Raw genomic sequence first — 12,040 nt, 5'->3', positions numbered from 1 at the left:
CACCAACGTTCTAGAGAGGCTCTAGGATTTCTTGTCCCAACTATTGTGGTTTCGAATCCACCATCAGTGAAGATCTGCATAGGTGTGATGCCGCTCATGTATGCCTTTACTGCGTACCGTTTAAACTCAGGGCTATATGTAATTGCTTTCTCTGAAACGTGCACGACATTAGGATTTGATTCAAGTATTTTAATCTGCATTGGTGTAAAACATTTGCGTTTAGACATGATGAAAGTTATACCCCGTTCTATTTAGTATGTTAATTAAAACACAAAAACCCGTGAAATAGACACTTTTTTCAAAGTGTCTATTTCACGGGTCACAGTTCATCCTGTACCGCCATTTTCTATTTTGGTCTATGCTTGAGCTTTTTCCAATGTTGTCATTAATGTACGGGTTCGTTATCAATAAAGAGTTCATCAATCAATTCGTTTTTGAACATCAGAGAGAGGTTAAGGCCGTCGTAATCCCTTTCTTTGTCAAGCTCCTTCATAAGCGCGGAAGTAATAGCTCCGGCATCGTTGACGTCGGGGTGGTCACGGAAATCAATGAAGCCGGTTAACCGGCGGTGCTTAATGTTTACAGTGGCGGTACCGATCGGCAGTTTTCCGGCGTTTTGCTGATAAATCTCGTAAGTTAAGACTTCTCCGTCATCACGGGCTAAAATGACGTTAAAATCCTCCTCCTCCGCAGTATCCCCGATTACCTCGACCGGAGTATCCAATAGGTCATCGTGGGTCAATTCCACGGTTTCTATTAGTTCCCCATCGAATTTATGGTTAATAATGAATGTATCCACAATTTCTTCATCAAAATCCGAAACCAGCAACTCAGTCATATTTTCGACCTCTTCATCATCCGGCTCGAATACCCAGCGTACGTCCCCCGAAATGTGCGCATGGTCCGTCCTGAATACGGCCTCAGCAATCCATTTTCCTTTGTTGTCGTAAACCTGATAATCGATGCGATTCCGTTTTTCATTCACCATTACCAATTTGTACTCGGCTGATTCCCGATCCTCCGTTAACACTTCGTTCTTGGATTCATAATCCTCTTCTGCCGTAGTTACAATATTATCGTAACGGCTGAAGGTCACGACAACATCGCAAGTCTCAGCCTGGACTGCGTGAATGAAGGATTGGATATAATCCTTCAGATAGGATTCGACACGCTGCTTGTTCGCAGGCTTCAATGAACCTTTTTCCAACTGGACGGAACCCGCGACGCGGTCTCCTTCCCTGTAAACCAGTGTTAAGGAACCGGCAAACTTGCCACCCATCATAATATCGCTGAACTCGCCTCCGGCTGTTCTAAGGTTCGGTCTGATTTCGATATTTCGCATGTTTTACGCCTCCCGGATGATTTTAAAAGCACCGTTTGTTAATGTTCCCGAACCGGGACGGAAATATAGATAACGCCATGGGATCCGCTGTTTCTGGAATAATTCTATTCCATACAAGAAAAACTAATCAGGAAAAAAGCTTTAAAAAAGGATGGGAAATCCTATGACAGTAAGCGGGAAAATGATCATCACGCTAGTATTATGTGCCGGTTTGCTTGTTGCAGGCTGCAACGCGGAATCCGGAGAGCGCATCAATCAACTGAATGCCAAGTCAAATATCAAAGCAAATCAAATTGGAAAACCTGTCATTTTTATCATGATTGACTCTTTAATGGACAAGCCTCTGGGGAAAGCGATTCAAGAAGGCCGGGCTCCCGCATTGCAGTTTCTGCTCAATAAAGGACAATATTATCCGCAGGTCGTTAGTTCGTTCCCCACGATGTCCGTGACGATAGACAGCACATTATTAACGGGGGTGTATGCAGACCGTCATCAAGTGCCTGGACTTGTCTGGTACAGCGGCAAAGAGGGCCGTATGATTTTCTACGGAAATGGTTTCAAGGAAGCTGTGAAAATCGATCAACCGCAAGTACTTATGGATGCTATTTATCAGTTGAATCAGGTTCAATTGAACAAAAAAACAAAAACGATTCATGAGGAGCTGGATGAAAAAGGGAAAAGCTCCGCATCGATCAATGCTGTCGTTTTTAGAGGGAACACGAAGCATGCCTTACGCATGCCGCAATGGGTAGCGGACAGCACTAGTTTACCCGAACAAATCCATGTAACAGGGCCGAAATGGTTATCTTATGCGGCGCTTGCACAGCAAGATCCGAACAATATCCTGGATACTCTAGTCTGGAAGAAATATGGAATGAACGACGAATTTTCCGCGCATGACACTGCTTATCTTATTAAGCATAATAAGCTTCCGAACGTTACCATTACTTATTTTCCGGAAAACGATAACATCGTCCATCGAAAAGGCCCTTCTGAATTGGGGGGGATTGAGAAAGCCGATCAAGCGCTGCAGGAGGTGCTGGGCGCATACGGTTCTTGGGAGCAAGCAGCAAAAAAGGCCATATGGATCATCATGGGAGACAGCGGGCAAAGCTATGTATACGATGACAGGGACGGTTCCATTGTTGATTTAAGGCCGTTATTGAACCGGTACCGTATAGCGGAATTAAATCAACCTGTAAGGACAGAGGACCAAATTGTGATCGCCGCTAACGAACGGATGGCTTATGTTTATGCGATAGATGATAAGGTTGCGATATCCGATATCGTGAAGCTTTTGAAAAACGAGGAGAAGCTCGACCTTATCGCGATGAAAGACGGTGAAAATATTCGTGTCACTGCAGGGAAAAGCGACAAATCGTTTTCTTTTCGTCCGGGCGGAAAGTACGTGGATGAATATGGGCAATCGTGGACGGTATGGGGCGACCCTGATCTCGCGGATATTTCAATAACGAACAACCGGATCAAGTATGGAAAGTATCCTGACGTACTTGCCAGATTAAACGGGGCCATGAATTCTCATGAAGGAAAATATGTTGTCGTCACGGTGCAGCCGGGATATGAAATCGTCGGAGAAAGCTCCCCTACCCACATCAAGGGAGGGGCCCACGGTTCGCTGCATGAACTGGATTCGCTTGTTCCATTAATCGTAACCGGAACGAGTACCCGGCCTCAAACATTGCGAATTGTCGATATCAAAGACTGGATTATGAAATTGGTTAACGGATAAGCAGTATGGATAAAAGGAAAGCAGCCTTCATAATCGGAAGGCTGTTTTTTTTATATATTAATGATCTTTTCGATTAAGTTTACAAGTTCTTATTATAGTTTTTACATTGGCATGACCTTCGCAACTTGGCACCAAGTTAGGATGACAAGGAAAGAAAATCTTCGAGCGAAGCGAGGGATATCATCGGATGAAAGTCGATTTGCATTGCCATACGAACCTGTCGGACTGTTCCTTGTCATTCGGCCAAATTATTGAATTGGCGAAGAAGGAAAGTGTCAGCCATCTGGCGATAACAAACCATGATACGACTCAAGGCCTGGAAGAAATGGTGGAAGCGGGCAAGAATCGGGGAGTGGAGATCATTCCGGGAATCGAAATTTCCGCCTTTGATTTCACCAGAAACCGGAGAATCCACATCTTGGGCTATTATATAGAACCGAAGCATCCCGTGCTGGAACAGATGTGCAGCCCATTAGTGGAAATGCGTCATCAGGCCTCACGTGTCATGGTTACGCAGCTGATCGGAGCCGGCTATAAGATCACATGGGAGCAAGTGATGGAATATGCCTTCGGCGGAACGGGAGTTTACAAACAGCATATTATGCATGCTTTGATCGACAACGGCTATACAGATACGATTTATGGGGACTTGTACAAAAAACTATTCTCACGCGGTTTGAACGGGGAAGCGCCGGGCATCGCATTCATCCCCATGAAATATGTGGATGCACGATCGGCGGTCCGGGCGGTTCTACAGGCGGGCGGAATCCCGGTTCTAGCCCACCCCGGGCAATATCACAGCTTTGAAGCTGTGCCGGAGCTGGCGGAAAGCGGACTGGCCGGTATTGAAGTCTGGCATCCGCTGCACGGTCCGGAAGATGAAGCAAGAGCCAAAGACTGCGCGGATCAGTACGGTTTGATTATGACGGGCGGCAGTGATTTTCATGGGTTTTACGGTGAGAAAGAGGTTGCGCTCGGCAGCAAGGACCCGGGAATCGCAAGCGTTGCCGCGTTAAAAGAAGCTGTTCAAAAAATCCGTTTTTGATCACGAAGGAGGCCGGCGTGCCGGCCAGAATGATCCGGATGGGATTTGATCCCGAGACCATCCGGCAATTGAATATCGCTTGGTGGGATTGGCCGCGCGACGAATTGGAGGAGCGGTTCCATGACTTGAATGATGTCCCGTCTTTATTTCCAAATATGCTGTCGAGGAGTGATTCACCGATGTCGGAAGTACAGGAGATCGTCGATAAATTCATATTTGATATCCGTTCAGGTGTTTATGAGCCCGATGATAAGCTCCCTTCCGAGAACGAGATGGCGGATCTGTTCAAGGTTCCGCGGATGACGGCACGTAAAGCATATACCACGTTGCAGGAGCTGGGATATATCTATTCCAGACAAGGGAAAGGGAGCTATGTCAAAAACAGGCGGCAGCAAATTCCTCTCGTCCTTTCAGGGACGATCAGCTTCAGCAAAAAAATGAATGAGCTTGGTTACAGCTATCAATCACGCAATATTTTTTGCGAGCAGATCCCTTACAACAAACAAATCTATCAGGCGCTTGAAATCGGCGAGCAGACCCGGGTCTACCGAATCGGAAGGCTGCGGCTGGTCGATCAGCGGCCGATCGCGTTCCATATCTCATATGTGGCTGAAAGCTTATTCGGCGATATAGCCGAAGAAGGCAGACGGATCACATCGATGTTCGATTATTACAAGAGCAAAGGCTTTACCGAATTAGAATCCAAAAAGACCGTGCTCAGCGTGGCATTTCCTTCGAAAGACGAGCGGGAGCTGCTGGAGTGCTCGAGTCTGATTCCCCTCTTAATGCTGGAATCGGGCTGCATGGATCGAAAAACCGGCAATGTGCTGGAGCTCACGAAAACCTTATATAGAAGCGATTATTTTACGTATGTCATTTAAGCCGGCTGAAGTGAAGCATCCCCCCGCAAGTGATGAAGGAGGTATTAGAAGTGCAGCGAAAAAAACGGACCGAAATATTAATTAACGGAGCCAGAGAGATTCCCGCCCGATTGGCTGAACAGATTTATGAACGGTACGAAGTGAATACGATCGAACAGCCTAATAACGGGCTAGTGATGACAAAGCTAAGAGAAACAGCGAAAAAAAGCTTGTTCTATCTGGGCGAAGTCTTCATAACGGAGTGTAAAGTCCAAATCAACAACGTCATCGGTTTAGGGATCGTGAAGGGTCACGAACCTGAGCTGGCTTACCAGCTTGCCGTCATTGACGCAGCGTATCGCGCGGAATTGAAAGAGACGGCGTCCTGGTCGGAGGTATTAATCGCGGAAGAAGAAGCGATCCGCCGGAAGCGAACGTTACGTCAAAGCAAAATTCTGCAAACGAAAGTGAACTTCGAAACGATGGATGACGGTGAATAGGAGGGTGACAGATGAAACTGGATCTCGTTCATGATATACAGCTTGCATACAGAAAATTAATCGATTCCATGTCCAGACCCGGAACGATCTCCCGCTTCGGAGAGCAGGCAGGCGCCATTGAAAGTAGAGCGGGCTGTCTCGATACGACGATTTTGTTGGCGATGGTTCTCTTGGATACGGAAGTGACGTTCAAGATCTACTCGGAACGGGAAGAGGAGATAACGAGGCTGTTCAACCAATTGACCTATTCGAAAGAGGCTGAGGCAGCATATGCCGATTACATCTTCGTCCTCAGCGATGCGGACACAGGGCAAATGGAACGAGCGGTTCGTTCGGCTAAGACGGGTGATTTGGTTAATCCTCATCTATCGGCCACATTAATTGTGGAGGCGGAGCTGATAGCAAATGACATGCATCTGGTGCTGACCGGACCGGGCATTAAAGAAACGGCCGGACTGCGGGTATTGACTGATGGAAGCTGGATAGAACTCCGGGCGGACAAAAACAGCGAGTATCCGATGGGGATCGATATGATCTTTGTCGACCGGAAGCATCAAGCGGTCTGTATCCCGCGGACGACTCAAATCAGAGAGCGGGTGAACGGGTAATGGGTTATGTGGCTGTTAAAGGCGGGACGCAGGCCATCGAGGAATCGATTCAGCGTCTAAAATACGAGCGTGTAAAAAAAGGAAAAGTGATGGAAGTCGATTCGATCGTATGCGGCATGAGAGGCTTGATCGATCAGGTGATGTCCGAGAGCAGCTTATATAGCGAAACGCTGGCGGCGATCGCCATTAAGCAGGCGGAAGGCAATCCGGAGGAAGCCGTCTTCCTGATGAGAGCTTACCGGTCTACTTTACCCAGAAAGCACTATTCCAGAACGGTACTCTCTGATGACATGCGGGTCGAGAGAAGGATTTCGGCAAGCTTCAAGGATATTCCCGGAGGTCAAATATTAGGCGCAACGACGGATTTTATCCACCGGCTGATCGACTTTGATCTCATGGACGAAACGGAAGAGGATGCCAAGCAGTGGCTGCATGCATTCGAATGTCAAGTCGAAGAAGAGGGACCGGATAAGACGGATTTGAACAAGCTGCCCAAGGTGTTGGATTATTTGCGGGCGGAAGGTCTGATCTCCGAATGCCAAGAGGACGATGAAGAGCCGGAGGATGTGACGAGAACCAGCTTGAATTTCCCGGCAAGCCGGAGTGAAAGACTGCAAGTTCTGACCAGGGGGCAGACCGGTGCCGTTACCGCATTCGCTTACGCCGTTATTCGCGGGTACGGACAATTGCACCCGACCGTAGGCGAACTGCGCATCGGCGATTTGCCGGTATGCATCGATAATCCGATTGGCGATTCCGACCCGGATGACGCTTATTATATCGGGGAGATCAAAGTTACCGAAGTTGAAATGCTGATTCCGGTCACTATCGAGAAGGAGCACGGCAGGAAAGAGATCGAGTTCGATATCGGCTACGGCATCTGTTACGGGCAGAACGAAACCAAGGCAATTGCCATGGGTATTCTCGACAACAGCTTGAACACCGATCATCCGGAATTTCCGAGCCAGGACCAGGAATTTGTCCTATTTCATATCGATTCCGTTGAAGCGACGGGCTTTGTTTCCCACCTCAAGATGCCGCATTACGTCACCTTTCAGTCCAAGCTGGATAGTGTCCGCAAGACGAGAAGGAACAGGAATGAGGAACGGGAGGGAGAGAACCGATGAATATCGCATATAATTTCGCCTTTTTTGACGAAGGATCGAAACGGGAAATAAGGCGGGCCACGTTGAAAGCGATCGCGATTCCGGGATACCAGGTACCGTTCGCCTCTCGGGAGATGCCGATCGCCCGGGGCTGGGGCACGGGAGGCTTGCAGCTGACGCTCTCTCTGATCGGGAAGAACGACATCCTCAAAGTGATTGACCAGGGAGCCGACGAATCGGTGAACGCGGTAAATATTAAGAAGCTGGTGGCCAAAACGACAGGCGTGAAAACGGTAGACGATACGGCGGAAGCGACGCTGATTCAGTCCAGACACCGCATCCCGGAAATTCCGCTTCATGAACACCAGATTCTCGTACTGCAGGTTCCGCTCCCGGAACCGCTGAGATACTTTGAGCCTAGCGAATTCATCACCAAACATTTGCATGCGGAGAAAGAATACAGCGGTTCGTGGTTAATGCTGTTCGAACAGATCATGAAATACGGCAATATGTCGACCGACGCCGATCATCCTGTGATGGTGCATGACCGGTATGTCATGGCGCCAAGCCCGATTCCAAGGTTTGACAATCCGAAGATGGATCATTCGGACGCCTTGATTTTACTTGGAGCGGGCCGTGAGAAGAAAGTGTATGCGGTACCTCCATATACGAAAGTGGTATCGCTCGCTTTTGACGATTATTCCTTTGAGGTGGAGCGCTTTGAAGGCGCGTGCTGCCGGTTATGCGGAGCGGAAGACGTATTTCTGGATGAATTGATTCAGGAGGAGACGGGAGAGACCCTCCATCAATGCAATGATACAAGCTATTGTATTTCCCGATTAAACGAAGGCAGTGCTTCCACAACCCGCACAGCTGCGAAGATAGGAGGCGTCGCGGAATGAATGAACAGGATACGCCAATATTATCGATCAACAACTTGAGCAAGCAATTTGGCCCCGGTTGCGCGCATTGCCGAACCGGAGAAGCGGATCGCCTGATCAAAAATTACTGCCCGAAATGCGGCGCCGTCTACGCGTGTCAGCAAATTTCGTTCGACCTGTATCCGGGGGAGGTATTCGGTATCGTCGGGGAAAGCGGGAGCGGGAAATCGACGCTGATGCAATGCCTGTACTTTGATCAGGAGGTATCCGGGGGAGAAGCGTATATCCGTACCTACAAGAACGGGAAAGTCAATTTGTTCGGAGAGTCCTCCCAGCAAAAGCGCTACATCCGCAATCATCAGATGGGTAAGGTGTACCAGAATCCCATTCTGGGACTCCGGATGGGCTTCTCCTCCATCGGCAATATCGCGGAGAAATTGATCGCTGCCGGTAGCAGAGATGTCGGATCGATGGAAGCGAGGGGCCGCGAGCTGCTGGAGCATGTGAATATCCCTTCCCGCCGGATGAAAGAACCGCCGAAAAACTTCTCGGGAGGCATGCAGCAGCGCGTTCAAATTGCGAAGGCGCTGTCCAATAACCCGCCGATTCTATTGCTCGACGAAGTAACAACCGGATTAGACCTATCCGTTCAAGCGAGCGTGCTGGATTTGATCAAGCAGCTGCAAAGGGAACTGAATATCAGCATAATTATTGTTTCGCATGATCTGGGCGTAATCCGGATGCTGGCCGACCGGACGATGGTTATGCTGGACGGCAAGGTGATCGAATACGGTCTGACGGATCAGATTCTCGAGGATCCGCAGCATCGTTACACGCAGCAGCTGGTTCATTCGCTACTATAAGAGGAAAGTGGGAGAGAATGTGTATCTCATAACGGGTGGACGCATCGTTACGGAAGAAGCGATATTGGACGGTTTCGATTTGTTGATCAGCGGAGATCAAATTGAAAGAATCGTCAGAAGAGGGGAGTTTGTTCCGGAGGACGACATCCAGGTAATCGATGCCGATGGCGGGTATATCGCTCCGGGGTTCATTGACCTGCATTCCGACTATATTGAGCACATGGCCGCTCCAAGGCCGACGTCGCTTATGGATTTCAACCTCAGCCTTAGAGAAACCGAGAAGGAATTGATCACTCACGGCATTACGACCATGTTCCATTCGCTCTCTTTATTTAAAGGCTCGGAATATGCCTACAAGCCGATTCGCGAGCCGGAAAATGTGAAGCGGCTGATCGATATCATCGATGAAGCCCACCGGAGCAAGCATTTGGTGCGCCACCGTTTTCACGCCCGGTTCGAAATCGACAATGTCGAAGAAATCGACAATTTGAAAAGCTATATCGCGGAGAAGAAAGTGCATCTCGTTTCATTTATGGATCATACGCCGGGTCAAGGGCAATACCGGTGTCTCGAAGTATTCCGTGCTACGGTCAAGGGCTATAACAATTTGAGCGATGAAGAAATCGGGCAGATCATCGATAGGCATCAGCAGAAAGAGAAGCTTACGATTGACGGTATCAGAGAACTGGCGCTGTTCGCGCAGGAGCACCAAATCGCGATTGCTTCCCACGATGACGACTCGATTGAAAAATTGGAGCTTGTTCAGAGCTTCGGAGCGGTCATCAGCGAATTTCCGATCACATTGGAGATCGCATTGAAAGCGAAAGAGAAAGGCATGTACACGACTGCAGGCGCTCCGAATGTGCTGCTCGGCGGCTCCCATAGCGGTAATCTGTCCGCAGCGGAAGCGATCAAGATGAACAGCATTGACATTCTATGCAGCGATTACTATCCGGCCGCCATGCTGCACGCCATATTTGAATTAAACCGTAAACATGGCATGGATCTTGCCGGGATGTTCAAGCTGGTAACGCTCAATCCTGCCAAAGCGGTAAAGCTGGATCATGAAATCGGATCGATCCGGGAAGGCAAGAAGGCGGACTTGTTAATTATTGAGGAGATCGAGCCGGAATTTCCGGTTATTACGACCGTCTTTGTTGATGGAAGGCTTATACAAAAAACAAATTACCGGGTTGGTTAACGGAAAGAGGGCGGAATAGTGGAGCCGATACTGAGGATTGAAAATCTGTCGAAATCGTTCACGCTTCATAACTTGAAGAAACAGATCAAGGCTGTAGACGCTATTAACTTTGAAATGCAAGAAGGCGAATTTGTAGGCATTACCGGTAAGAGCGGCAGCGGGAAATCTACGATATTGAAAAGCATTTACCGCACGTATGTGATCAATGAAGGAAACATATGGTACTTATCGAAAAAGTTTGGCCGGATTAATCTGGCGGAAGCATCGGAGCGGGAAATCGTTTATTTGCGCAAGCAAGAAATTGGATATGTATCTCAATTCCTGAACGTGATGCCCCGGACTACAGCGCGGGAGCTTGTCGAACAGGCCATCGTAGAGATGGGGAATACCAACTTTCTCGCAGAGCGCGAAGCGGAGAAAATGCTGTCTCATTTCGAGCTGGACGAAGAGTTATGGGACAGCTATCCGGCTACATTCTCAGGCGGCGAGAAGCTTCGGTTGAATATCGCGCGGGCCATGGTGAAACGCCCGAGACTGCTTCTGCTCGATGAGCCGACCGCCAGCCTGGACCATGCTTCGAAACGCAAGGTCAGGGAGTTGATGGAGCAACTGATGCGGGAAGGTACGACTATGCTGGGCATTTTCCACGATCTTGAATTTATGAAAAACTTATGCCATCGCGAGTACAACATGAATGCAGGCCATTTTGCTTCGGTCCGGTAGCATCAGTTGAAAATTAATGAAAGTAAGGGCTTGTTCTAATCCCCGACTGACATTCGGCCTGTATCATTCATTTTGTAAGGGATTGTCGGAATTTATTATTAAATAATAATGATGGTCGAGGAGGATTCTTCAAAATGAAAAGAACGTTGACATTCATCCTGTCATTGATAGCGGTAACGGTATTCGCAGGTTGTTCGGCCAATTCGGCCGGCAGCGGCAAGCTTACGATCGCATGGCTTCCGAACGAGTCCGGCGCCGATCTCGACGCTGCACGCGAAGAATTCGGCAAAATGATCGAGGAGGCAACCGGCAAGAAGGTCGAGCACAAAACGACAACGGATTACATCATTGCCGTAGAGGCTATAGCCAATGGAAATGCCGATCTGGCCTTCCTGGGCCCGCAAGGTTATATCGAAGCGCATGACAAGAATAATAAAGTTCTGCCGCTTGTCGTGCCGAGCGGGAAGTCAGGGACATTGGACGATGCGGTATACTACAGCTGGTTAGCGGTCAAGAAAGGAAATGAAGTTAAGTATAAGGATGACGACGGCTTTAAAATCGATCCGATCGCCGCGCAGAAATTCTCCTTCGTCTCCACCAGTTCTACATCCGGATTTAAAGTGCCGTCATCCGGTATCGTGAACTATTTCAGCAAGATGGATTCCTATAAGGATTTAACTTCGGATGATCTGCTGGAAGGCGGCAGCGGCAAGTTTTTCAGCGAGGTGCTATACGGCAACTCTCATCAGGGCTCGGCGGTTAACCTGATCAGCGGCAAGGCGGATGCGGCGGCATTCTGCGATACCTGCGTCAATAATTATATCGAGCTTGTGGAAGGCGAAGAGAATCGTCCAGGCGCCGTCTACAAGGTGAAGGACAATGCGGACGAGCCGTTCGATGCTTATCCGGGAGAACAATTTGTTCTTATCTCCGTTACGCCGGTTCTCAACTCGCCGTTCGTGGTCAATACGGACAACATCAGTCAGGCCGAGATGGACAAGCTTATTGAAGCTTTTACTTCTGACAAGGTCACGAACAATGAGAAGATCTTCGTGCCAAAAAATTCTGAATTTTCCGGAATTTTCACTAAGAGCGGCGACGAAAAGCTGCTTAAAGTGGAGGACGAGTGGTTTAACCCTATTAGAGAATTATCCAAGTAAA

Annotated in this window: 13 protein-coding genes; 11 read left to right on the top strand and 2 right to left on the bottom strand. The window is 48.6% G+C overall.

Going from position 1 to position 12,040, the window contains the following annotated elements; genetic code table 11:
• The coding region (locus H581_RS38625) for an HTH domain-containing protein (protein WP_342663424.1) at positions 1–227 on the bottom strand (227 nt) is incomplete at its 3' end.
• Positions 228–385: 158 nt separating this feature from the next.
• The gene (locus H581_RS0119670) at positions 386–1,342 is read right to left on the bottom strand and encodes a hypothetical protein (protein WP_028611521.1); all 957 of its coding nucleotides are present in this window, start codon (positions 1,340–1,342) and stop codon (positions 386–388) included.
• Positions 1,343–1,505: 163 nt separating this feature from the next.
• Here H581_RS0119670 and H581_RS0119665 point away from each other — a divergent pair, with 163 nt between their 5' ends.
• From H581_RS0119665 to H581_RS0119610, 11 genes are all read left to right on the top strand, one after another.
• Positions 1,506–3,092 carry an alkaline phosphatase family protein gene (locus H581_RS0119665; protein WP_028611520.1) on the top strand — a complete coding sequence of 529 codons (1,587 nt, stop codon included), beginning with the start codon at positions 1,506–1,508 and terminating at the stop codon, positions 3,090–3,092.
• Between the two features lie 187 nt (positions 3,093–3,279).
• Positions 3,280–4,137 carry a PHP domain-containing protein gene (locus tag H581_RS0119660; RefSeq protein WP_028611519.1) on the top strand — a complete coding sequence of 286 codons (858 nt, stop codon included), beginning with the start codon at positions 3,280–3,282 and terminating at the stop codon, positions 4,135–4,137.
• Positions 4,138–4,154: 17 nt separating this feature from the next.
• A complete protein-coding gene (locus tag H581_RS0119655; RefSeq protein WP_342663423.1) occupies positions 4,155–5,018 on the top strand; it encodes a GntR family transcriptional regulator in 864 nt (287 codons plus the stop codon).
• A 50-nt stretch (positions 5,019–5,068) separates the two neighbouring features.
• Entirely contained in the window at positions 5,069–5,497 is a 429-nt protein-coding gene (phnG, locus tag H581_RS0119650; RefSeq protein ID WP_028611517.1) for a phosphonate C-P lyase system protein PhnG, read from the top strand.
• A gap of 11 nt (positions 5,498–5,508) precedes the next feature.
• The gene (phnH, locus tag H581_RS0119645) at positions 5,509–6,105 is read left to right on the top strand and encodes a phosphonate C-P lyase system protein PhnH (RefSeq protein ID WP_028611516.1); all 597 of its coding nucleotides are present in this window, start codon (positions 5,509–5,511) and stop codon (positions 6,103–6,105) included.
• Entirely contained in the window at positions 6,105–7,232 is a 1,128-nt protein-coding gene (locus H581_RS34590) for a carbon-phosphorus lyase complex subunit PhnI (protein ID WP_036718872.1), read from the top strand. The genes phnH and H581_RS34590 overlap by 1 nt, the downstream gene beginning before the upstream one ends.
• Positions 7,229–8,113, top strand: a complete 885-nt coding sequence (locus tag H581_RS0119630) for an alpha-D-ribose 1-methylphosphonate 5-phosphate C-P-lyase PhnJ (RefSeq protein ID WP_028611514.1) — start codon at positions 7,229–7,231, stop codon at positions 8,111–8,113. The genes H581_RS34590 and H581_RS0119630 overlap by 4 nt, the downstream gene beginning before the upstream one ends.
• Positions 8,110–8,955, top strand: a complete 846-nt coding sequence (locus tag H581_RS0119625) for an ATP-binding cassette domain-containing protein (RefSeq protein ID WP_028611513.1) — start codon at positions 8,110–8,112, stop codon at positions 8,953–8,955. Before H581_RS0119630 ends, H581_RS0119625 begins: the two co-directional genes overlap by 4 nt.
• A gap of 19 nt (positions 8,956–8,974) precedes the next feature.
• A complete protein-coding gene (phnM, locus tag H581_RS0119620) occupies positions 8,975–10,156 on the top strand; it encodes a phosphonate metabolism protein PhnM (RefSeq protein WP_028611512.1) in 1,182 nt (393 codons plus the stop codon).
• 18 nt (positions 10,157–10,174) lie between these two features.
• Entirely contained in the window at positions 10,175–10,879 is a 705-nt protein-coding gene (gene phnL / locus H581_RS0119615; RefSeq protein WP_028611511.1) for a phosphonate C-P lyase system protein PhnL, read from the top strand.
• A gap of 134 nt (positions 10,880–11,013) precedes the next feature.
• Positions 11,014–12,039 (top strand): phosphate/phosphite/phosphonate ABC transporter substrate-binding protein, encoded by a 1,026-nt coding sequence (locus H581_RS0119610; RefSeq protein ID WP_028611510.1) that lies wholly within the window; start codon positions 11,014–11,016, stop codon positions 12,037–12,039.
• Position 12,040: the final 1 nt, after the last annotated feature.

It is taken from the genome of Paenibacillus harenae DSM 16969, from assembly GCF_000422465.1.
Taxonomy (GTDB): domain Bacteria; phylum Bacillota; class Bacilli; order Paenibacillales; family Paenibacillaceae; genus Pristimantibacillus; species Pristimantibacillus harenae.
Note: the sequence above shows the minus strand (reverse complement) of the source record. Positions and strands in the feature narration are given on the sequence as shown.

What these genes read in the sequence shown, in the direction of transcription:
- H581_RS0119670 (WP_028611521.1), bottom strand. Translation starts at nt 1,342, where the DNA reads ATGCGAAATATCGAAATCAGACCGAACCTTAGAACAGCCGGAGGCGAG.
- H581_RS0119665 (WP_028611520.1), top strand. Translation starts at nt 1,506, where the DNA reads ATGACAGTAAGCGGGAAAATGATCATCACGCTAGTATTATGTGCCGGT.
- H581_RS0119660 (WP_028611519.1), top strand. Translation starts at nt 3,280, where the DNA reads ATGAAAGTCGATTTGCATTGCCATACGAACCTGTCGGACTGTTCCTTG.
- phnH (WP_028611516.1), top strand. Translation starts at nt 5,509, where the DNA reads ATGAAACTGGATCTCGTTCATGATATACAGCTTGCATACAGAAAATTA.
- H581_RS34590 (WP_036718872.1), top strand. Translation starts at nt 6,105, where the DNA reads ATGGGTTATGTGGCTGTTAAAGGCGGGACGCAGGCCATCGAGGAATCG.
- H581_RS0119630 (WP_028611514.1), top strand. Translation starts at nt 7,229, where the DNA reads ATGAATATCGCATATAATTTCGCCTTTTTTGACGAAGGATCGAAACGG.
- H581_RS0119625 (WP_028611513.1), top strand. Translation starts at nt 8,110, where the DNA reads ATGAATGAACAGGATACGCCAATATTATCGATCAACAACTTGAGCAAG.
- H581_RS0119610 (WP_028611510.1), top strand. Translation starts at nt 11,014, where the DNA reads ATGAAAAGAACGTTGACATTCATCCTGTCATTGATAGCGGTAACGGTA.